Annotated in this window: 22 protein-coding genes and 5 tRNA genes; 24 read left to right on the forward strand and 3 right to left on the reverse strand. The window is 48.6% G+C overall.

All coding sequences use genetic code 11. From position 1 onward, the window contains the following. The first annotated feature begins 9 nt into the window (after positions 1-9). The 3 genes from EZJ49_RS15995 (at position 10) to EZJ49_RS16005 (ending at position 3365) form a co-directional block, all read left to right on the forward strand. Positions 10-1386, forward strand: a complete 1377-nt coding sequence (locus tag EZJ49_RS15995) for a sigma-54-dependent transcriptional regulator (RefSeq protein ID WP_262553275.1) — start codon at positions 10-12, stop codon at positions 1384-1386. Positions 1387-1400: 14 nt separating this feature from the next. Continuing rightward, complete coding sequence (gene proS / locus EZJ49_RS16000; protein WP_262553276.1) at positions 1401-2900, forward strand: proline--tRNA ligase; 1500 nt, start codon at positions 1401-1403, stop codon at positions 2898-2900. 162 nt (positions 2901-3062) lie between these two features. Continuing rightward, a complete protein-coding gene (locus tag EZJ49_RS16005; protein WP_262555963.1) occupies positions 3063-3365 on the forward strand; it encodes a KH domain-containing protein in 303 nt (100 codons plus the stop codon). Between the two features lie 58 nt (positions 3366-3423). Here EZJ49_RS16005 and EZJ49_RS16010 read toward each other — a convergent pair whose 3' ends face one another. Beyond that, on the reverse strand, positions 3424-5427 hold the full coding sequence (locus tag EZJ49_RS16010) for a hypothetical protein (RefSeq protein WP_262553277.1): 2004 nt from the start codon (positions 5425-5427) through the stop codon (positions 3424-3426). A gap of 146 nt (positions 5428-5573) precedes the next feature. Between EZJ49_RS16010 and EZJ49_RS16015 the strand changes: the two genes are divergently transcribed. The 7 genes from EZJ49_RS16015 (at position 5574) to EZJ49_RS16045 (ending at position 12499) form a co-directional block, all read left to right on the forward strand. Then, positions 5574-6509, forward strand: a complete 936-nt coding sequence (locus EZJ49_RS16015; protein ID WP_410468770.1) for an AIR synthase-related protein — start codon at positions 5574-5576, stop codon at positions 6507-6509. Further along, positions 6493-7227, forward strand: a complete 735-nt coding sequence (locus EZJ49_RS16020) for a phosphoribosylformylglycinamidine synthase subunit PurQ (protein WP_262553278.1) — start codon at positions 6493-6495, stop codon at positions 7225-7227. Before EZJ49_RS16015 ends, EZJ49_RS16020 begins: the two co-directional genes overlap by 17 nt. Then, entirely contained in the window at positions 7224-8747 is a 1524-nt protein-coding gene (purH, locus tag EZJ49_RS16025) for a bifunctional phosphoribosylaminoimidazolecarboxamide formyltransferase/IMP cyclohydrolase (RefSeq protein WP_262553279.1), read from the forward strand. Before EZJ49_RS16020 ends, purH begins: the two co-directional genes overlap by 4 nt. A 79-nt stretch (positions 8748-8826) precedes the next feature. Beyond that, positions 8827-9810 carry a phosphoribosylformylglycinamidine cyclo-ligase gene (purM, locus tag EZJ49_RS16030; protein WP_262553280.1) on the forward strand — a complete coding sequence of 328 codons (984 nt, stop codon included), beginning with the start codon at positions 8827-8829 and terminating at the stop codon, positions 9808-9810. 104 nt (positions 9811-9914) lie between these two features. After that, on the forward strand, positions 9915-10928 hold the full coding sequence (locus tag EZJ49_RS16035; protein ID WP_262553281.1) for a hypothetical protein: 1014 nt from the start codon (positions 9915-9917) through the stop codon (positions 10926-10928). A gap of 180 nt (positions 10929-11108) precedes the next feature. Continuing rightward, positions 11109-11954 carry an esterase family protein gene (locus EZJ49_RS16040; protein ID WP_262553282.1) on the forward strand — a complete coding sequence of 282 codons (846 nt, stop codon included), beginning with the start codon at positions 11109-11111 and terminating at the stop codon, positions 11952-11954. A gap of 107 nt (positions 11955-12061) precedes the next feature. Then, on the forward strand, positions 12062-12499 hold the full coding sequence (locus EZJ49_RS16045) for a HAMP domain-containing protein (RefSeq protein WP_262553283.1): 438 nt from the start codon (positions 12062-12064) through the stop codon (positions 12497-12499). Here the strand turns inward: EZJ49_RS16045 and EZJ49_RS16050 are convergent. Continuing rightward, positions 12468-14399 (reverse strand): acetyl-CoA hydrolase/transferase C-terminal domain-containing protein, encoded by a 1932-nt coding sequence (locus EZJ49_RS16050; protein WP_262553284.1) that lies wholly within the window; start codon positions 14397-14399, stop codon positions 12468-12470. The genes EZJ49_RS16045 and EZJ49_RS16050 overlap by 32 nt on opposite strands. A gap of 112 nt (positions 14400-14511) precedes the next feature. After that, the gene (locus EZJ49_RS16055) at positions 14512-14751 is read right to left on the reverse strand and encodes a hypothetical protein (protein ID WP_262553285.1); all 240 of its coding nucleotides are present in this window, start codon (positions 14749-14751) and stop codon (positions 14512-14514) included. Positions 14752-14890: 139 nt separating this feature from the next. Between EZJ49_RS16055 and pyrF the strand changes: the two genes are divergently transcribed. From pyrF to rplL, 14 genes are all read left to right on the forward strand, one after another. Next, complete coding sequence (gene pyrF / locus EZJ49_RS16060; RefSeq protein ID WP_262553286.1) at positions 14891-15610, forward strand: orotidine-5'-phosphate decarboxylase; 720 nt, start codon at positions 14891-14893, stop codon at positions 15608-15610. Then, positions 15597-16472, forward strand: coding sequence for a TrmH family RNA methyltransferase (locus EZJ49_RS16065; RefSeq protein WP_262553287.1), 876 nt, complete (start codon positions 15597-15599; stop codon positions 16470-16472). The genes pyrF and EZJ49_RS16065 overlap by 14 nt, the downstream gene beginning before the upstream one ends. A 67-nt stretch (positions 16473-16539) precedes the next feature. Next, positions 16540-16615 (forward strand) — tRNA-Thr (locus tag EZJ49_RS16070). A 27-nt stretch (positions 16616-16642) separates the two neighbouring features. After that, a tRNA-Tyr gene (locus EZJ49_RS16075) sits at positions 16643-16728 on the forward strand. Positions 16729-16794: 66 nt separating this feature from the next. Beyond that, a tRNA-Gly gene (locus EZJ49_RS16080) sits at positions 16795-16871 on the forward strand. A 15-nt stretch (positions 16872-16886) separates the two neighbouring features. Continuing rightward, positions 16887-16961, forward strand: a tRNA-Thr gene (locus EZJ49_RS16085). A gap of 66 nt (positions 16962-17027) precedes the next feature. Further along, a complete protein-coding gene (gene tuf, locus EZJ49_RS16090; protein WP_262553288.1) occupies positions 17028-18218 on the forward strand; it encodes an elongation factor Tu in 1191 nt (396 codons plus the stop codon). A gap of 183 nt (positions 18219-18401) precedes the next feature. Further along, positions 18402-18477: transfer RNA gene (locus tag EZJ49_RS16095), tRNA-Trp, on the forward strand. 32 nt (positions 18478-18509) lie between these two features. After that, positions 18510-18887, forward strand: coding sequence for a preprotein translocase subunit SecE (gene secE / locus EZJ49_RS16100; protein ID WP_262553289.1), 378 nt, complete (start codon positions 18510-18512; stop codon positions 18885-18887). A gap of 10 nt (positions 18888-18897) precedes the next feature. After that, positions 18898-19431: a transcription termination/antitermination protein NusG gene (gene nusG, locus EZJ49_RS16105; protein ID WP_262553290.1), complete on the forward strand. Its 534-nt coding sequence runs from the start codon at positions 18898-18900 to the stop codon at positions 19429-19431. 62 nt (positions 19432-19493) lie between these two features. Then, positions 19494-19916, forward strand: coding sequence for a 50S ribosomal protein L11 (gene rplK / locus EZJ49_RS16110; RefSeq protein ID WP_038448239.1), 423 nt, complete (start codon positions 19494-19496; stop codon positions 19914-19916). Between the two features lie 11 nt (positions 19917-19927). Next, positions 19928-20632 (forward strand): 50S ribosomal protein L1, encoded by a 705-nt coding sequence (gene rplA, locus EZJ49_RS16115; RefSeq protein WP_262553291.1) that lies wholly within the window; start codon positions 19928-19930, stop codon positions 20630-20632. A gap of 269 nt (positions 20633-20901) precedes the next feature. Next, positions 20902-21432 carry a 50S ribosomal protein L10 gene (gene rplJ, locus EZJ49_RS16120; RefSeq protein ID WP_262553292.1) on the forward strand — a complete coding sequence of 177 codons (531 nt, stop codon included), beginning with the start codon at positions 20902-20904 and terminating at the stop codon, positions 21430-21432. A gap of 81 nt (positions 21433-21513) precedes the next feature. Beyond that, complete coding sequence (rplL, locus tag EZJ49_RS16125) at positions 21514-21879, forward strand: 50S ribosomal protein L7/L12 (protein WP_262553293.1); 366 nt, start codon at positions 21514-21516, stop codon at positions 21877-21879. Positions 21880-21915 lie beyond the last annotated feature (36 nt).

Genomic DNA, 21915 nt, shown 5'->3' on the forward strand with positions numbered 1-21915 from the left:
GAGGTCGTTATGACGGCACTAAGTACTAAAATTTTGATTATTGATGATGAAGCTCCGATCCGGGATGTGCTTTCTGCATCCTTGCGTGATGAGGGCTATCAGATTTCTTTGGCCCATGATGGAGAGTCTGGAATCCAGGCGATTCGCGATGTGCAGCCGGATATTGTGTTTTTGGATATCTGGATGCCGGGCAAGTACGACGGCATTGAAGTTTTGAATTTGGCCCGTAAGGAATTCCCGCATGTGGAATTCGTGATGATTTCCGGTCACGGGACGATTGAAACAGCCGTGAAGGCGACAAAGCTGGGCGCGTGGGACTTTATTGAAAAGCCGCTGTCCATGGATAAAATCCTGATCGTGATTTCCAATATCCTAAGCTACCAACAGCAAAAGGAAGAAAAAGCATTGCTGTTGAACAAGCTTCGTAAATCGATCGCTTTGATCGGTGAAGCTCCGTCTATCGTGGCAACTAAACAGATTATTGCGCGTGTGGCACCGACGAATTCCTGGGTTTTGATTCAGGGTGAAGCGGGCACCGGCAAAGAACTGGTGGCGCAGAATATTCACTACATGAGCACGCGTGCCAGCCGTCCATTTGTTGAAATCAACTGCGGAGGCATTCCGGAAGATCTTCAGGAAGCGGAAATCTTCGGTATTGAAAAAGGGGCCATGCCCGGCGTGGACCGTCCGAAAAAAGGCAAGTTGGATCTGGCATTTGGCGGAACTTTGTATATCGCTGAAATTGGTGAACTGAATCAGGCTGCCCAAAGCAAGTTGTTACAATATCTGGACAGCCGTAAATACAGCCGCGTTGGCGGTACGGAAATGATTGAAAATGATGTGCGTGTGATCGCGGCGTCCTCCAAAGATCTGGAAAAAGAGGTTAAGGAGGGTCGTTTCAGAGAAGACCTGTACTATCGTTTGAACGTGATTCCTTTCCGCGTTCCCGCTTTAAGAGAGCACACCGAGGATGTCCCGGTGCTGGTCTCTTATTTCTCTGACAATGTTTCCCGCGAAAGCGGTTATCCGAAAAAAGTGTTTTCAGAAAAAGGCATTGAAAAGATGCTGGCCTACCAATGGCCAGGAAACGTTCGTGAGTTGAAGAACTTCATTGAACGTGTTTACATTTTGACTCCGGGTGATTTTGTCGATGTGCATGACCTGCGCTTTGCCGGTCTGATCGACAAGGACGATGAAAAGGCTGTTGAGATGCAGGATCTTTCCACTTTCAGGGAAGCGCGCGCGCAGTTTGAAAAAGACTATCTGTTGCGCAAGATCGGCGAAAACAACGGCAATATCTCCCGCACGGCGGAAGTGATCGGTCTGGAAAGAAGTTATCTTCACAGAAAGATCAAAGCATACGGAATTGATTCTAAAGAAAACTAAGAAAGAGACTAAGAATGGCAGATACAGCAATTACCCCGACACGTTCCCAAAATTACCCAGAGTGGTATCAACAGGTGATCATCGCCGCTGACATGGCGGAAAATTCTCCGGTGCGCGGTTGTATGGTGATCAAGCCCTGGGGTTACGCTGTTTGGGAAAACATGCAAGGTGTGCTGGACCGTATGTTCAAGGACACCGGCCACGTGAATGCTTACTTCCCGCTGTTGATTCCTTTGAGCTTCCTGGAAAAAGAGGCGGCTCACGTCGAAGGTTTCGCCAAAGAATGTGCGGTGGTCACGCATCACCGTCTGAAAGGCGACGGTAATGGTAAGCTTATTCCTGACGGTGAGCTGGAAGAACCGCTGATCATTCGCCCTACCAGCGAAACGATCATCGGTCATCAGTTTGCAAAATGGGTGAAATCTTACCGTGACCTGCCGATTCTGGTGAATCAGTGGTGTAACGTGATGAGATGGGAAATGCGTACGCGCATGTTCCTAAGAACCGCAGAGTTCCTGTGGCAGGAAGGTCATACTGTTCACGCCACAGCCAACGAAGCACAAGCTGAGACTTTGCAGATGCTGGATGTTTACGCGGACTTTGCGGAAAACTACATGGCAATGCCTGTGATCAAGGGGATGAAAACACCGGACGAAAGATTCCCGGGCGCTGTGGATACATATACAATTGAAGCCTTGATGCAGGATCGTAAAGCCCTACAAGCGGGAACATCCCACTTCCTTGGACAGAATTTTGCCAAGGCTTCTGAGATCAAGTATCTGAGTGCTGAAGGCAAGGAAGAGTTCGCCTGGACAACATCCTGGGGTGTTTCCACTCGCCTGATCGGTGGCTTGATCATGACCCACAGTGATGACAATGGCTTCGTGGTTCCGCCAAGACTGGCACCGTTGCATGTTGTGATCATTCCGATCTATCGCAATGATGAAGAGCGCACTCAGGTTCTGGAATACGTAAAGACTTTGGAAAAAGACCTGAAGGCTCAGAATTATGTGGGTTCTTCAATTCGTGTGAAAATTGACGATCGCGATATGCGTGGTGGTGAAAAAGCATGGCAGTATATCAAGCAGGGTGTGCCTGTGCGTGTGGAAGTCGGTCCTCGCGATATGGCCAAAGGTGAGGTTTTTGTAGGCCGTCGTGATCGTGGTCCGAAAGAAAAGGCTTCTCAGGGCAGAGATGCCTTCGTGGAAAATATCGGAACGCTGTTGCAGGAGATTCAGGACGGTATGTTTGAGCGTGCAAAGAAAATGCGCGATGAAAGCATCAAGAAGATCACCAACCTTCAGGAATTTGAAAAGTACTTTGCCGGGGGAGAGACGACAGCTCCGGGCTTTGCCAAGGTGCCATGGTGTGAAGCTGGGATGGGGCATGAACTGCTGGCGCAACTCAAGGTGACCCCGCGTTGTATGCCGCTGGATCAGGAGCCGGTTGAAGGCAACTGCATCTTCTCTGGCAAGCCCGCCACAAAATGGGTTCTGTTCGCAAAATCTTATTAAGACCAAAAGCCCTCTTCGGAGGGCTTTTTTGTTTGCAAAAGACGAAGAAATTTATAAAAGCGGTAAAGTTTTTTTAACGTGTTTCTGCCAAATGTGTGTGTGAACACTTTGAAGTCGTGCCTTCAAGAGAGGGCATTGCTCTTTCTTGAGTTTTCATTGAGCATGAAGATCTGTGACGGAGGAGATGTGCTGGTGGCAGTGGCAGAGAATCAGATGGATGAAGTTCGGGCTCGTATGGCAAGAGTGTTGTGTGAAGTTGTGCGGGAGATGACTGCCGGGGCTTCGGGGGTCGAGGTGGGTTTCACCACGGGCGATCGCACAACGATTTATCGTATCACAGTACCGCAGGAACATCGTGGTAAGTTGATCGGAGCGCAGGGAAAGAACATAACGTCTTTGCGTAATATTATCGGTGCGATGGCGGGTAGTTATGGCTTCCGCGCGATCATCGAATTGGTCGTTTAATCGTGCTATAGAAAATGAAGACAAAAAAAAGAGAGCTCCTTTTGGGAGCTCTCTTTTTTTATTGCACTTCAAGGAAGCTGGATTCAGACCAGGGTGACATTTGTGAACTGCTGCGTCCCCGAATGCGGAAATACCAGCGTCCGGGTTCAAGTCCCTGTCTTAGATAGTAGTCACGGGCCTCCACTTTATAGACCACGCTGCCAGAGAAGTCGGCGTTCTTGGCCACTTCAAGCTCGTACCAGGCGGCGCCAAGAATTTGCCCCCATGCAAAGCGGATGGCATCGCCGCGTTTGAACTTGTTACCCTTAACCGGAGCCTCAAGAGATGCTGGTTGCAAGTCGCCCTGTTTGCGGTAATCAACGGCATAGACCTGTGAAGGAGTATCGAAGAATTCCGGACTTTCCGAGCTTGGAATCAGGCGGAAGTAGTACCAACCTTCCTCTGTGACCGGCATAAAGAATTCGATATTTTTGGTTTCCAGTCGTTTGGCGTCTTTCAGGTCTTCGCGACGGCCAACTTCCAGGAAATATTTTTTTGCATTCTTGCGGTGATTCCAAAGAATATGCAGTTTGTCTGAATCCTTTTTGTCATCAAGGTTGGCAAATGTGATTTCAAAGCGGTCCACTGTCGGGCCGGGTAGGACGCCTTTGATTTTAAAGATTTCAGAGGCCGGGGACATTTCCCCCTCTGCAGATCGGGCCAGAACGCGCACGAAACTGGGCTCTCTGGTGGTATGTTCTATGGCGTACTGAGATTCGTTCACGGCAATTTTCATTTTTGCAGACAGGAATTTCGCCGAATCGCTTACTTCGATCATATAGTCCTTGGCATTTGCCACAGGTTTCCATTGAACGGTCACACGAACCAAAATCGGACTGATCAGTTCTTCTTTTTCTTTCAGCAGTTCCGGAGCGGTCAGTGGGGGGCGAACTTCTGCTGAGACGGTGTTGGACCAGCCGGAGGCCGGTTTGTCCGAGAAGGTTTTTTGTGCTCGCAGGAAGTAGCGGCCGGGCTCTGATACGGGAATGCCTGAAGCCAAGGTTCCTTTGTGTGAACCTGTCACAGACTTGAAGTTTTCACTGCGACTGATTTCCAGATTGAAGGTTTCATTGGCTTTGGCGCCGCGAATTTTAGCAAACACTTCCCAGCGACCGCGTTCAATAAAACGCAATTGTGCTTCTTCAAGATTGATATCAGAAAGCTGCACAATCGACAGGTGACGGATTTCAGAGCGCTTGCCATTGGCGCTGATCAGTCTCCAGTAAAGGGCCCCGGTGGTTTTTCGTGTGATTTCAAAACTTGTCAGGCCTGCGGTATTGAACTTTTCAACGTTCTGGGAAAACTGAGCCACAGGGGAAATTTCCAAGGCCGGTGCAGAGCCCTGCCATTCAAAGCGAATTGGTTTTCCGGCATAGGCAACAGCGTTGTTGTTCGGGCTAAGCAGGTTTAAGTCTGTCGCGCTGGTTGGGGCAGAGCTGTCGGCCTTTTCTTCCTTGGCGGCGGCACTGGCAGCCGCCAAAGCTTTTAATGTCGCTGCCGAAGGTTTTAGCGTAATCACATTTGAAAGAGGGGAGACTTCGCCCTCCAGAGATTCCGCCTGAACTGCGACGTGCAGATTTTTAGTCAGGTTTTCGCTGATGCGATAGTTCAGCTTGGTTTTGGGAAGACGGATGATTTTGGAGGTTTTGAAGTCGGCATCCGGGGATGTGCGCAGCAGGAAATTTTCTGAATTGGCATCCGCCAGCCAGGCAACTTCAGCAGCCACCACGCCCTGACTTTGTTCTTCATTGGAAGTCAGTTTCAAAGTCGGTGCAGTCAGAGGAGGACGAATCTGCACATTTTTGATCTCTGACCATTCAGACACCAGATCGTTGTTGTACAGGCGGCGGACCCGCACAAAGAACTGACCGCTTTGGTCAATCAGTGAATGGAAAGGTGTTGGGCCAACGAAAGCGTCATAGGGTTCGGTGAAGGTGTCATTTTTACTGACCTGAAATTCGTAGCGGGCTTGCGGGTCCTCGTTATCCACGGTGGCTTCAAGCTGCCATTTGCCGCGTTCCATGAAAGCAATTTTGATATCCTTCAGATGGGCCGGCTGCAAATTGGCGACTTTGAAGTAAGAAGGACTGGAAAATTGTGAAACACCTTCTTTGTAAGTAACCTTAAGGGCAGCAGCAGACCTGCTGTAAGTATAATCATGCCGGAGTTCTGGATTTGTCAGTGCATGGCGGGGATCAGGGAAATGCCGTCGCAGTTTCCAACGGTCTGTGCCCGCAATACTCCTATTACGACACTTACTTGATGGCGCAAAAAGCCGTGGATGAGGCTGTTCGTAATCTGGTCGCAACAGGAGCCGATCCTGCCAGGATGGCCCTGGTCGATAACTTCTGCTGGCCGGATCCCTTGGAAAAAGTCAGTAATCGTGATGCGCATCATAAAATGGCGCAGTTGGTGCGAGCCTGTGAAGGCCTGTATCAAGCCGCTGTGACTTTCAGAGCCCCTTTTGTCAGCGGTAAAGACAGCATGAAAAATGATTTCATCGGCAAAACCCGAGGGGGCGAGACGGTGAAGATTTCTGTGCCACCAACTTTGTTGGTCACTGCCATAGGGCAGGTGCCTGACGCCGATAAGACCGCGCCGGGCTATTTCCAAAATGCCGGTGATCAGATTTATGTGCTGGGGAATTTGACCTCCAGTCTTTATGGTTCGGTGTTGGCGCAGGAATTCACGGTTTTACCAGATACGCCGGAATATCCGGATCTGTCGCGCAATCTGAATTTGTATCAAAGAATCTATCAGGCCCATCAGAAAAAGCTCTTGGAATCCTGCCATGATATTTCTGAAGGCGGACTGATGTCGGCTTTGGGCGAAGCTGGATTTGGCAATGATCTGGGAATGGATTTACAGCTGGATTCCTTGCAGTGGAACGAACTGTGGTCCGAAACGGGTTCTGTATTCGTGGTCAGTGTTCAGGCGAAAAACAAAGACAGTTTCCAAACGCACTTCCCCGAAGCTCGCTATTTGGGGACGGTGACACCTGAGCCCCGAATGACCTGGTCCTTCCAGCAGGAAAAACACGACATCAGTTTGCATCAACTGCACGAAATCTGGAGCAAAGGAGTTCTGAATGTCTATGAAGCCTAAGTTTCTGGTTTTATGGGGCGATGGCATCAACTGCGAAAATGAAACAGCCCGCGCTATTGAGCTGGCCGGGGCCGAGGCCCTGAAGGTTCACGTCAATAATCTGCTGGAGGACCCGGCACAACTGGAGCAGGTGCATGCACTGGTGATTCCCGGTGGATTTTCTTTCGGGGATCATCTGGGAAGCGGGCAGGTGCTGGCGTTGAAGCTGGAATTGCATCTGAAAAGCAAACTGCAAAAATTTGTAAAAACCAAACCCGTGCTGGGGATCTGTAACGGCTTTCAGACGTTGGTGAAACTGGGGCTTTTGCCGGATGCGGATTTTCAACGAAGCTGTGCTTTGGTGAAAAATGAACAGGGGCATTTTGTGGATCGCTGGATTGAGGTTCAGCACAACGAAAAGTCCCCATGTATCTGGACTAAAAATCTTCCCAAACAATTTGCGCTGCCTATTCGTCACGGGGAAGGACGCTTCGTCTGTCAGGACGAGGCATTGTTGGGGCGCTTGCTGGCAAATAATCAGGTGACTTTGCAATACAGCGAAGATGTCAACGGAGCCCAGGCCCGGATTGCCGGGATCTGTGACCCTTCGGGGCTGGTGTTTGCTTTGATGCCGCATCCGGAGGCGGCCTTGCATGACTGGCATTTGCCGATGCCGGGGGCGGCACACGGTTTGGAATTTTTTAAAAGTGCTGTTGAATATCTAAGGAGCCAATCATGAAATCCATTCGTAGAGCTTTGCTCAGTGTATCCGATAAAACAGGTTTGTTGGAGCTTGCCAAAACCCTGACCCAACATAACGTCGAACTGATCGCCAGTGGCGGGACTGCCAAAATGTTGATGGAAGCCGGCCACAATGTGACACCGGTTGAAAAGCTAAGTGGCAAAGGCGAAGCCTTTCAGGGCCGCATGAAGACCATCAGCTTTGAAATTGCTTCGTCATTACTTTTCCGCCGCGACGACAGCAGCGACGTTCAGCAGGCGCAAGAGCTGGGCATTGAAGCCATTGATTTGGTGGTGGTAAATCTTTATCCCTTCCACGAAACTTTAAAAAAACAATCTGCGTTTTCTGAATGTATTGAACACATCGACATTGGCGGCCCAACTCTGCTGCGTGCCGGAGCCAAAAACTTCCGTTCCGTCACAGTTCTTTGTCAGCCTTCGCAGTATCTGGAATTTATTGACGAGCTCAGCGCTCACAACGGTGGGACCACTTTGAAATTCCGTCAAAAGTGTGCCGCCAGTGTTTACACCATGACGGCTTTTTACGACCTGGCGATTGCGGGCTTTATGACCGAGCAGGCCGGGGAGGCTTTGCGCTATGGGGAAAATCCACACCAAAAGGCCTTTGTTCTAAAAGATCCGTTCCAGTCAGGCCTTGCCCACGCCAAATCGCTGCAAGGCAAAGAAATGTCCTACAATAACTATCTGGATGCGGACTTCGCCCTAAAGACTTTGCAGGATGTGCAAACCTGGCAGGGAAATAAGGCATTGCCTGCGGCAGTGGTTGTGAAACATAACACGCCTTGCGGACTGGCGATTGCTGAAACTCCTCTGCGCGCGTTGGAAAAGGCCTGGAAAGGCGACGAAAAAAGTTCTTTCGGGGGTATTATCGCCTTGAACACCAGGGTCACAGACGAAATTGCCAACTTCTTTGCTGAAAAATTTGTGGAAGTGATTCTGGCGCCGGGCTTTGATGAAAGCGCCCGTGAAAAGCTCAAAAAAAACTGTCGTGTGATGGAGATCTCTTTAAATCCCCAATGGCAACCCCAAGTGCGTGCAATTGAAGGCGGTCTTTTGGTGCAGGATGCAGACACCTGGAATCTTGCAAATGCGAAAACTGTGACGACAACCCCGATGTCCGCTGAAAAAGAAAAACTGGCGGCTTTTGCGATGCTGGCAGTGAAAAATCTGAAAAGCAATGCCATTGCACTTTGCCGTCAGGACGGACCGGAGTTCGAGCTTTTGACAATGGGTTCAGGGCAAACCAACCGTGTGGACTGCATTGAAAAACTGATTGCTTCACGGCTTAAAGACAAAGGCATCAGGGATCTTTCTGAGGTTGTGTTGGCGTCGGATGCATTCTTCCCATTCCCGGATTCAGTGCAGGTCGCAGCCCGTTTGGGAGTCCGTCATATTATTCAGCCCGGAGGCTCAGTGAAAGATGCGGAAGTGATTGCCGAGGCCGACAAGTTGGGTGTGGCGATGATGTTTACAGGACGCCGTCACTTTCTTCATTAGAACTCTGTACCGTGGGTTTTCTCTGCGCCTTCCGCCTGGATAAAACCCACGTTACAGAGTTCTAAAAAAGGGGATTGTTATGGTTGATTATAAAGATTCTGGAGTTGATATCACGAAGGCGGATGCCTTTGTCGAGCGTATTAAGAATTTGGTTCCGACGACCTTTAATGATCAAGTCGTACAGGGGATCGGGGGCTTTGCGGCCGTTTACAAACTGAATGAAGAAAAATATCTGGCTTCCTGCACGGACGGGGTGGGAACAAAATTGAAACTGGCACAAAAGCTGAACCGTCATCATGGAATCGGCATTGATCTGGTGGCGATGTGTGTGAATGACCTGCTTTGTGTCGGCGCAAAACCTCTGTTTTTTCTGGATTACATGGCTTTTGGAAAGCTCGACACCAAAGTCAGCGAGGAACTGATTGCAGGCATGGTCGATGGATGTCGTCAGTCGGGAATGGCCCTGATCGGGGGGGAAACCGCAGAAATGCCGGGCGTGTATCACGGAAATGAATATGATCTGGCCGGATTCAGTGTAGGCGACATGTGTCCTGAAGACATGTACAGCGCAAAACAGATCGAGGATGGGGATGTGCTGATCGGTCTTCCTTCTTCAGGCTTTCACTCTAACGGATATTCCCTGCTAAGAAAGCTGGTGCAAGAGGATGAAACGGAACTGATGCAGGAGCTTCTGACTCCGACCCGAATTTATGTGCAATTGGTGACGGCTCTGCGCAAGGAATTCCCGCAGGCTTTAAAAGGCGCTTCACACATAACCGGGGGCGGGGTTCATAATATTCCCCGTATCAGCGAAGACTTTGATTACGACATTTCCGGCTGGCCTGGGGTGAGCGAAATGGCACCGATTTTCCAGAAGATACTGCCACGTCTGGAGCTTCCTCGTGAGGAATTGTATCGCACTTTCAATTTGGGGGTCGGGCTGGTGCTGCTGGTCAAAAATAGTGAGGCAGCAAAGATTCGCAGGTGGCTTGAGACTCAGAATGAAAAACATTGGATTTTAGGCGTTGTTCAGAGGGGAAATGGTCAGCTTCACAGTGTCTAAATCTTGGTCAGAGGGGCCATTTTTTCTGGGTGGGATTTAATGATGGACTCACATTCAAGGGGTGGGCTATAGCTTTGGCCTATTCATTAACAATGGAGTTTATAATGATGAATAAGAATGCATATCTGGTACTGGCGGCAACAGGGTTGTTGATGGCCCCTGCAGCGTTCGCGCAGAACTCTTCCACAACAAGTGTGAATACCAATTCCAGCACTGTTAAAATGGAAGACCTGAAAAAAGCGGATGAGAAAAACAAAGACATCGACAGTGAAATCACCGATGCCCGTATGAGAGCGCAACTGGGTTCCAAATCCAAATGGTCTTTTAAATCCAGCCTGGCTTATTCCGGTGGTTCTATTCAGGAGCCTCTGCACAGTGTTCGTCCCAACTACCGCGCCTCTGCGACAATGGAAGCCATGACATCCTTGTCCGGTGATGTGGGTATCAACTACCGCGCGGGCGAACGTGACAATATCAGCTTCGGTACAGGTATCACGATCATCGATCCTCTTCATGGCGATGTCACAAAACCCGCACAGGATGAGCGTAAAGGCCGTGATGGTTCGCTGGCTCGTTATCAGGTGTCCACTCCGTATGTTAGCTGGAGCCGTGGCTACCGTGCTTTCGATACACAAATGATTTCCAGTCTTCAATATTCTCACGCAACGGACAGTGACTCTGTAAACATCGAAAAAATCTTCGGTGCGACCAGCTTCAGTCAGACCTTTCTGGCAAACTTCGGTAAGTCCGGATGGAATGGTGGTACAAGCCTGACCATCAGTAAGACTATCTACGGCAGCAGCGTGACTGACACGAAGTTGATGAAGATGATGGATTTGGGCCTGTACAAACGCTCTGAGCTGGGCTTTGGCTTGTATCCGTTCCTTCAGTATTCCTTCAATGATCGTTATTCATTCCGTACTGTGTTTGGTTACTTCCAGTTCACTCGCTATCAGGGTGAAAACGACAACGTACAGATCGAACCGTATCAATCTGTAGGCACTGGTATCTCCATCACTCGCGATATCTACCTGTATCCAAATATCCAGTTCACTCCGAAAGACATCAGAGCCGACAGAACCAACGTGGCTCTATCTGCAAATATCAACTTGTTCTAAGTTCTTTAGAATCTGGACGTTGATGGAAAAGACCGCCCTAAAGGCGGTCTTTTTTTATGTCCTTCGCAGGCGTTCATTTCCAAAGTCCGGTGTTAGAGCCCACGGAAGCTGGCGAAACACACGTCAGAAGATTGCCTTTTGCGTCCATTTCAGCAACGCTTAGTGAAGTGGAGGTGAGACATGAGAAAGGCCATCTGGTTCCTAATGCTATCGTTCGCATTGGTTTCAGCCCAAGGGCAGGCAGCTCAGACGTGTGGGACTAAAGAAATCTCTGCGGGTTATTCCTATGATTACTGTATCCAAACAGCAGACCGCACGAAGACTCAGGACGTTGTCTATTTCTTCCATGGTTTGGGTGGCAATGCCCAAACCTGGTTTACGCAAACTCAAGGCACACAGTGGATTGAAAAGAAATGGAGTTCGCAAGGGTATAAACCCACCATCGTCACCATCTCTTTTGGCGAAATCTGGCTGCTGGTGAACAATGAAGAATTTCCGCTGATCACGGCGTTTCGCGATGAAATGATGCCTTTTCTGGAAAGCCAAATCGGTGGCATCGGCAAGGGACGTCGTCTGCTGCTGGGGCAATCTATGGGAGGCTTTAACTCCATCCAGGCTTCTTTACAGATGCCGGGGATTTTCCTGAAGGTGGTTTTAATGTGTCCGGCGATCACGACGGTGGGGCCTTTTGATCCGCCCGAGGCAATTGAACGCTATATTGCGCGCACCAAGGCCCTGCGGTCCCGTGTGAATATGATGCTGGATATTTCCCGTGAATTCTTTAAGACGCCGGAAGACTGGCAAAACCATGATCCGTTGCAGTTAATCAAAAAGTTTGATCCTTCCATCAAGCAGGTTTATCTGGTCTCCACCGGGACAAGGGATGAATTTGGTTTTCAGGAGGGATCGGCAGAGTTCGTGAAGGCCGCCAAAACCCAAGGGGTGATTGCAAGCTGGCTGCCGGTGCAGGGCGGACACTGTGTCTTTGACCGTGACGCTGTGGCGCGCTTTATCTGGAATCAATAAGACCTGCGGTGATGAACTTTTGGACGTTTCTCAAAGAGAAACGTTCCGGGTTGTCAGACAGGGAATAGCTTCGGAAAGCCCGGTTTCATCAGATATAATGGTAAGATATGAAAACATTCCGCCCTCGTCGCAAGCTGATAGTAAATCGCGAAGTGCAGTTTGATGTGGTCATGCACGTCAGTCTGTTTGTGGCCGTCCTTTTTCTGGGGCAGATCATCGCCGCGTATCTTTTCATTGGAAAAATTCAGGAACTGGCAGGCACAGGGGCGTTTTCCCTGATGTCAGTTTCAGAATTTATCGCACGCTATAAAACGGTATTTCTGGTGTATCAGCTGATTCCGGTTTTAATCGGTCTGGTGGTGGGTTTCTGGTATTTCAACCGCATGACCCGCAGAATTGTCGGGCCGCTGTTTAATATCAAACGCACAGTGAAACGCATGGCGGATGAAAATCTGGATTCAGTCGAAATCCATCTGCGTGAAAACGATTACTTTCAGGATCTGGCTCAGGACATTAACGTTGTTCTTCAGAAAAAGACGAAGTAAGCCGCTTGGAAGTTCTGTGCAAGGCTCCGGTAAGCAAAGTGCGGTACAGCCACTCTTTGGGATTTCCGGGGCGTAAAAGCTCCATTCTTTCCAGGCACTCAGTGAAATTTTGCCGGCCACTTAGCCCTTGTCGCAGCAGCGGCAAAAGGCGCCATGCCGAGATGTTCATTTCGGTGTTCAGGTGACCCAAAGCCAATGCCAGCTTTTCTTCTGACAAAGTAAAATCACTGCCAAAGGGGAAAGCGGGGAAATGCCGGTCAAACCCGGCCTGCTGGCATTGCTGAGCCAATATTTCAGGATTATTGTGACGGGCCCACGGCGGGATCTGATAGTCTTTGTGAAGTTTTCCGGCCTTCTGGGCCTGTTGTTTTAAATCCTCTTGAAATTCCGAGTCCGTGATATTCAAAAGTTCGCGAATCACATCCTCGTCCGTTTTGCCGCGCAAGTAGGCAATCCCGTATTCTGTGATCACAATATCGCGCAGGTGTCGGGGAATGGTCAGTTGATCATGGCCCCAGACGATATTGGAACTGCGTTGTCCTTTGTGCCAGCGCGTGCTTCGCAACATCAAGACAGAGGCTGCCCCGTCAAGTTCGTGGGCCATGGCGACGAAATTATACTGTCCGCCGACACCACTGACGACAGAGCCATTTTCCAAAGTGTCCGAAGCGGCGCCACCTAAAAGGGTGATGTTCATGCAGGTGTTAAAGAAACGGGCCTTGCGCCGCTGGCGTCGCAGGGCAAACTCGTTGTAGTCATAAAGATCATTGACGATGGAAACCCGGGTCATGTTCAGTCCGGTGTAGTCCTCGTCAGACAATTCGCGAAGCCATTTATAAAGCTCCTCTGACCCCAGAAAGAAGGCGCCATGCAGATAGCGTTTCTTTTTACTCAGAGGCTCCTGCACTTCGCGTTTTAAAATACCGGCGCGGCGCAGGTGCATAAAGCCGTCCATGACCATTTCACTGGTGCCGTACAGTCCGGCTTGAAAAGGGCCTTTAAAAAGTTCCAGTTCAGTGGCGGGGCGACGCTGAGCCAGGATTTGTTCGGAGAGCTTCAAAAAGACAGAGTTCTGCTGGTGGCGCAGACAGGTTGAATACACCAGTGCATCAGACAGGGCGCCAATACCGATTTGTAAAGTGCCGTCATCCTCCAGCAAGTGACTGGCTAAAAATCCGATCATAAAATCAGTCGCATCCACAGGCGTTCGCGGCAGGGCAAAAAGTTTTTTGTAAATGGAACTGTCCTCGACGATTACGGAGAAAAAATCCTCCCCAACCTCGGCATCCTCGCCGACAAAGGGTAGGCCCGGGTGCACCACGGCCACGATATGCAAAGCCAGTCCGTGCTTTTTGTAAAGATCGGCAACGTCCAGGGTCAGATCAGGATTGCAGCTAAGACTATAACGGGTATTTCCGCTGGCATCGGTTTTTTTTGCCACCATTTGCAGGATGACATCAATCTTTTGACTTAGAATATAGGGCGCTACATGAGTATAGTTCAGGCTGACGTAATCCTGCTGGGACAGGGTGCTTTTTAGGGCTTGTCCGGCCTGGAAATAGAATTCGTGGATGCGCACGTTCTCGGGCAGTTGATTATTGTGGATGTCATGCAAGTACGAAAAGCGCGGATAATTCAGACCGAAGTGTCGTTCCGTAAAGGGCGTTAAAAAGCGCTTTTCCAGGTCACTGGAGCCGGAAGGCGGATCTAATGACAAAGCCGTGTATAGATGCAGATGTCTTTCCGGGGAATCTTTGATGCGGGCATAAAGGGAGTTGATCAGCTGATTGGGTTTTCCCAGGCCCAGCGGCGTGGCCACACGAATTTCGCTGCCCAGGTGCGAAAGCAGGTGGTCGGTGGCGGCATCAAAGGAATGAAAGTGACGGATGGTGTTTTCCATCTGCCTATTAGAAGACGGTTCGGGGGGAAGTTCAAACCAGGGGCTTTGATGTCATGTCAGAGGACAAAATAAAAAAAAGGCCGCTGTGTATGGCGGCCTTTTTCTTCCGAGACTATTGGCAATCGCTTTTGATTGCTTTATCCACGTTCTGGTAACGAGCATAAAGCTCTTCGTACTGATCCATGTAAAGCTCAAGTTTGTCAGAGTTTCTTGTTTGTCTCATTTTTTCTCTGATCCAGTTCATTTCGTTAGCCAATTTTGTTTTGTAAGAAACAAGCTGACCACAGGACAAAGAAGCGTGAGCGGAAGAAGCAGCACAAACGAATGCCAAAGCGATAAGAAGAGCTTTCATGTATTCTCCTTTTGAGGTTTTTAAATCGTGTTAACGGGCGCAACCTACTAACGCGGGCTGTGAAAGACAATCTTTGATGCCCTCGGCATAATTTTTACATAGAATCCGAAGGACCCCTGAAGGCATTCCAGGAGACTCCATGAAAAAAAACTTACGCGCGCATCCGATGAAAAACCCTATTATTTTGGCCTTGGACGTGGACACCCGTGATCAGGCCCTGAAAATTGCCGATGATTTGTCGGAAATTGTGGGGGGCTTCAAGCTGGGGCCACGTTTGTGTCTGCGTTATGGAATGGAGTTTGTGAAAGAACTGGCCCAGCGCGGGCCGATTTTTCTGGATAACAAGCACTTTGATATTCCCTCCACGATGGAGGCTGCGGTTCGCGCCAGTTTTGAGGCCGGGGCATCGCTGGTGACGGTGCATGCGCTGAGCGGCGGGGAGGCTTTGCAGCGCATGGCCGCAGTGGAAAAAGAACTGAATCAGCAGCGGCCGTTTAAGGTTTTGGCTGTGACGATTCTGACGTCCTGGGATCAGAACTCTGTGCCGGGAAATATGAAAGATCAGCCGATCGCCCGGCACGTGACGGATCTGGCTTCTTTGGTGAAGGCCGCGGGACTTTCCAGCGTGGTTTGTTCCCCGCATGAATTAGACCTTTTACAAAACCGTGATCTTTACCTTGTCACTCCGGGAATTCGCTTTAGTATGCAGGATTCCGGCGATCAAAAACGTATCATGGGACCGAAAGAGGCGCTTCGTAAAGGAGCTTCCGCTTTGGTTGTGGGTCGCCCTATTCTGGAAGCTTCCAATGTGAAGGAAGCAGCAACTGATTTTGTGATGGCTGTATATGAAGAAAAATAACTCTCGTCCCTCTGGCAGAAACTCATCCTCTCAACGTCCACAGCACGGACGTGGTGGGGGCGGCCGTCCTCATTCTCAACAACAGCAGAATTCCCAGCCGCGCGCGGATTATATTCCTCGTGACTGGCGTGTGGTGATTGGCACACATGCGATCAATGAAGTTTTGAGCGTGCGTCCGTCGCAGGTGAAAGGCTTCTGGCTTCGTCAGGGCTGGGAAAATTCCGGCGATCTGCGCGAAATGAACGATCGTGCTCAAAAGTTACGCATCAAAGTCGATGTGAAGTCTGAACAGGTTTTGGAAAAGTTCGGACCGTCTCAGCAAGGTGCTGCTATTTTTGTTGATGGCGCCCCGGAATTGGATCTGGCTGGTCTAGAAAATCTGGATAAATCCATCATGCTGATTTTGGATGGCATCGAAGATCCTCACAATTTAGGAGCGATTCTCAGAACCTCCTGGTTGGTGGGTGCGCAAGGTGTTTTGATTCCGGAAGATCGCGCAGTGGGCTTGACTCCCACGGTGCATAAAGTGGCTTGCGGTGGGGTAGAGCACGTTCCTGTTGAAGAGACTACGAATTTTGCTAACTATGCAGAAGAACTTAAGAAACAAGGCTATTGGATTTACGGTTTAAGTCCACGTGGAAAGCGCTCGATCTTTGATTTGGACCTGCCGGACAAAGTTGTTTGGGCAATTGGTTCCGAAGATAAAGGAATGAGAGTGACAACCGAAAGACTTTGTGATGAATTGGTCGTCATCCCGCAAGCTAGCTCTTCGGCGAGTTATAACGCATCGGTCGCAACGGCAATGGCGTTAACGGAGACCTTAAGGCAGCACGCGGCGCACGGAAATCGAAAAAAATCGTAATCTGGCGAATAATTATCTTTGACGGACACTGTTTTTCTCCGTAAAACATGTCGGTTATCTCAGTAAGGCTGGTTTAGCTCAATTGGTAGAGCAGCTGATTTGTAATCAGCAGGTTGCGGGTTCGAGTCCCATAACCAGCTCCAAATTTTTCTGGGTAAGCATTCACAAGTGGGTAGGTGCCCGAGTGGCTAAAGGGGACGGACTGTAAATCCGTTGGCTTATGTCTACGAAGGTTCGAATCCTTCCCTGCCCACCATTTATGAATGTTTTCCCGGAAAAGTTTGAAAGAAGGGGAGAAGTCCTCTTCGGGCGTTCTGATAGGGCGGGAATAGCTCAATTGGCTAGAGTATCTGCCTTCCAAGCAGAGGGTTGCGGGTTCGAGACCCGTTTCCCGCTCCAAACTTCAGAACACATGCCCATGTAGCTCAGTGGTAGAGCACACCCTTGGTAAGGGTGAGGTCGTCGGTTCGGCTCCGATCATGGGCTCCACTTAATTGGCTTTTAATTTTATTTTTTGGTTTTAGATAAAATAAAAAAATCTCTGCAGGAGGAATAATGTCTAAAGAGAAATTTACACGCACGAAGCCGCACGTAAATATCGGCACAATCGGTCACGTCGACCATGGTAAAACAACTTTGACTGCTGCTATCACTACTACTCTTGCAGCAGCTGGTAAAGCGCAAGCTATGGCTTACGATCAAATCGATAAGTCTCCAGAAGAAAAAGCTCGTGGTATCACGATCTCTACAACTCACGTTGAGTACGAAACTGACAACCGTCACTACGCTCACGTTGATTGCCCGGGTCACGCCGACTACGTAAAAAACATGATCACTGGTGCCGCTCAAATGGACGGAGCTATCTTGGTAGTTTCTTCTGCTGACGGTCCTATGCCACAAACTCGTGAGCACATCCTTCTTGCACGTCAAGTAGGTGTTCCTGCTCTAGTTGTGTTCATGAATAAAGTTGACATGGTTGACGATAAAGAACTTCTTGAGCTTGTTGAGCTTGAAGTTCGTGAGCTTCTTTCCAAGTACGAATTCCCTGGCGATGATATCCCAGTAGTAAAAGGTTCTGCTTTGAAAGCTTTGGAAGGCGATACTTCTGAAATCGGTCGTCCAGCTATCATGGCTCTTATGGCTGCTTGTGATGCTTACATCCCAGAACCAGTTCGCGCCGTTGATAAAACTTTCTTGATGCCAGTAGAGGACGTATTCTCTATCTCTGGTCGTGGTACAGTTGTTACTGGCCGTGTAGAGCGTGGTATCGTTAAAGTTGGTGACGAGGTAGAAATCGTTGGTATCCGTCCAACTCAAAAAACTACTGTTACTGGTATCGAAATGTTCCGTAAACTTCTTGATGAAGGTCAAGCAGGGGACAACTGCGGTGTTCTTCTTCGTGGTACTAAAAAAGAAGACGTTGAACGTGGCCAAGTACTTGTTAAGCCAGGTACAGTTAAACCACACAAAAAGTTCAAAGCTGAAGCGTACATCCTGACTAAAGAAGAAGGCGGACGTCACACTCCATTCTTCAACGGTTACCGTCCACAGTTCTACTTCCGTACTACAGACGTTACTGGCGTTTGTACTTTGAAAGCTGGTACTGAGATGGTTATGCCTGGTGATAAGATCGAAGTTTCTGTTGAACTTATCGCTCCTATCGCTATGGAAAAAGAGCTTCGCTTCGCGATCCGTGAAGGCGGTCGTACAGTTGGAGCTGGTGTTGTTACTGAAATCCTTGAGTAATAACGCGGCGTAAGCTAAGTATTAATCACCCGGGGGACTTCTTGACAAAAGAGTCCCCCTCGGTGTTTCTTGGCAATGCAAATAGAGCTTCTAAAAGAAGTTTATTTTTTGCAATTCTGGACAAGGTTTTTCCTAATGAGAAGCGATCCGGTGGTCGGGTCGATTGTCATTAGGAAAAAGTGCAGGGGTGTAGCTCCAGCGGTAGAGCGAACGACTCCAAATCGTTAGGTCGTGGGTTCGAATCCCTCCGCCCCTGCCAATTTTGACTCCATAACTTTAGGATGAGGAACAATGGAAAAGGCGAACTCTAAGATTTTGACTATCAGCTTTGCACTTGCAGGTATCTTGGTCGGTTTGACTGTGTCTCTTCTTATTAAAGCATTCGCTGGCGCATTCGGTATTGTGGCTCGTGCTGCTGATTCTGATATGGTTCGCCATGGTTTGCCAGTGTTGACGGGCTTTGCTCTCTTCGCTGCCTTGCAATTCAACCCACGCGTTCACGCTTGGGGCGAAGAAGTGGTTTCTGAGATTCGTAAGATTGTATGGCCAACCCGTAAAGACACAACTGCAATGACTATTGCGTGCGTGGTGATGGTTGTTATTTCCAGTGTTATCATCAGTTCTTTCGACTTGATCTCTGGCTTCTTTATTAACTACCTCATGAAGTAAGGACGGAACCATGGAAAAAAAATGGTACATTGTTAACGTTCAGACGAGCTGTGAAAATACAGCAAAAAAAGCCATTGAAGAGAAAATCAAGTCTTCCAAAATGGAAGAGTTCTTTGGTGACATCCTGATCCCTGCGGAAAGCGTAGTGGAGCTGGTAAAAGGTCAAAAACAGACCAAATCACGTAAATTTTTCCCGGGTTATATCTTCGTTCAGATGTTTTTGAATGATGAGACTTGGCATTTGGTACGTAATTCGTCTAAAGTCACTGGCTTCGTGGGCGGTACTAAAACTCGTCCTCCGGAAGTTCCGGAGGCAGAGGTTCTTCGCGTGACCCAGCAGATGGCTGGCGTTGCTGAAAAACCAAGACCGAAAGTGAAGTTCGCTGTTGGTGAGAACGTGACTGTTATTGACGGTCCATTCTCTAACTTCCAGGGAACTGTAGAAGAGATCAACGAGGACAAAGCGAAGCTTAAAGTTCTTGTGAGCATCTTCGGTCGTCCGACTCCAGTAGAGTTGGACTACATTCAAGTAGAAAAACCATAATCCGAAGCCGCATGGGGCGGTCTTTGGAATTAAATTAACACAACCTCTTGCAGGAGTGGGTCATGGCAAAAAAAGTTACAGGAATGATCAAGCTGCAAATACCGGCAGGGAAAGCTAATCCAGCTCCTCCCGTTGGACCGGCACTTGGACAGCACGGGGTAAACATCATGGAATTCTGTAAGCAGTTCAACGCTCGTACACAAGCGTTGGGTGATAGCATCATCCCTATCATCATCACTGTTTACCAAGACAGATCGTTTACTTTCATCACAAAAACACCACCGGTGTCTTCTTTGATCAAAAAGGCGTTGAAACTGGAATCCGGTTCCAAACAGCCTCAGAAAGACAAAGTTGGCAAAATCAATAACGATCAAATCAAGCAAATCGCTACAACGAAATTGCCTGACTTGAACTGCTTGAAAGTTGAATCTGCAATGTCACAAGTTGCTGGTACAGCTAAGAGCATGGGCATCGACATCGCGTAAGGGTGGTAAAAATGGCAGGTAAGAAATTCGCAGCAGTCGCTAAAAAAGTTGATTCTGCAAAAAAATACACTGTTGATGAAGCATTCAAACTCGTTGTTGAGGCAGCTCCAGCGAAATTTGATGAATCTATCGACGTAGCTTTGCGCTTGGGTATCGACCCTAAGCAATCTGACCAACAAGTGCGCGGAGCGATTGCTCTTCCTCACGGTCTGGGCAAAGAAGTTAAAGTTGTTGTTTTCGCAAAAGGCCCGAAAGAAGCTGAAGCGAAAGCGGCTGGCGCTGACTTCGTTGGTGCAGACGACCTTGTGGCTAAAATCCAAGAAGGTTGGTTGGACTTTGATAAATGTATCGCGACTCCAGACATGATGGCGACTGTTTCTAAAGTTGCTAAGATCCTGGGGCCTCGTGGTTTGATGCCGAATCCAAAAATCGGTACTGTAACTATGAACGTTGGTGAAGCCGTTACTGCCGAGAAAAAAGGTAAGTTGGATTTCCGCGTTGATAAAGCAGGTATCGTACATGCTGGTATCGGTAAGAAATCCATGGGCGATGCTAAACTTAAAGATAACTTCATGACTTTGTTGGGAGCTATCGTTAAGGCAAAACCAGCATCTTCCAAAGGGATCTACCTAAGATCTATCGCTGTGGCATCCACTATGGGTCCTGGCATTAAGATCGAACCAAATGCGGCGGCAGCTGCAACTGGTGCTAACTAGTAAATAATTAGGCTCTGATTTCGATCAGGGCCTTGTTTTTTTGTTGGTTATTCTGTATTAGTTTTTAAGTTTTATTGCGATCAGAGACAGTAGGTTTCTTTTAGTGGATTTAATCCCTCATTTGCGAGGGGCCTACCGAGATAAGGCAAAAAGGTTTTCTAAAATGGATTCAGATTTTCTGGATTCACCAATGCGACCTCCAAACCGACCTGATTCGCACAGGCCCCTTCGCAAGAAGGGCAAAAAGTCTAATGAAAGGAGGCTCACTTATGATCACTCGCGCAGATAAAGAGCAAGAGATTAAGCTTATCACTGAAAAGTTCGGTAAAGCTAAAGGAGCTTTCATCGTCGACTTCAAAGGCATCAAGGTTGAGCAAGTAACTAACTTGCGTAAAAAATTGAATGCTGCTGATTCTGAGATGAAAGTTGTCCGCAACACTCTTGCAAAAAGAGCGTTCAAAGATCACCCAGCTATTGAAACAGCATTTGCTAATTCAATGAAAGGTACTAACGCCATCGTATTCTCTTACGGTGAGGTGAACGCGACTGCAAAAACATTGGCTGATTTTGCTAAGGACGTAGAAGTTCTGCAAATTAAGTCCGGTGTTATGGATGGTGCAGCTTTGGATGATGCTAAGATTAAATTCTTGGCGACACTTCCAGGCAAAGACCAGCTACGCGCTATGTTCCTTAGTACGCTATTGGCTTCTGGCTCTGCACTTGCAAGATGCTTGAATGCTTACGCTGAGAAACTTGGTGGCGGCGCTGCTGCTAGTACTGAAGAAGCTCCACAAGCATAATGCTTGTACCCCGACGATTCGGGGTTAATGGTGCGGAATATTTGAATTTTTAAATAATTTTTTTATCCCTGGAGGATTAAAATGTCTCTAACTAACGATCAAATCGTTGAAGCATTGTCTGCAAAGACAGTTCTTGAAATTGCGGAACTTGTAAAAACTTTGGAAGAAAAATGGGGCGTTACTGCTGCTGCTCCAGTAGCTGCTGCAGGTCCTGCTGCTGCTGCTGTTGAAGAAAAAACTGCTTTCGACGTTATCCTTGTTGACGCTGGCGCCAACAAAATCAACGTTATTAAAGAAGTTCGTGGCTTGACTGGTTTGGGTCTTGCTGAAGCTAAAGCCCTTGTTGAAGCTGGTAACAAAGCTGTTAAAGAAGGCGCTTCTAAAGAAGACGCAGAAAAAATCAAGAAAGCTCTTGAAGCTGCGGGCGCGAAAGTTACTGTTAAGTAATTTCTGCCACTTAGTTTATGCTAATGCCGAAAGCCT

It is taken from the genome of Bdellovibrio bacteriovorus (assembly GCF_025558485.1).
GTDB lineage: Bacteria > Bdellovibrionota > Bdellovibrionia > Bdellovibrionales > Bdellovibrionaceae > Bdellovibrio > Bdellovibrio bacteriovorus_G.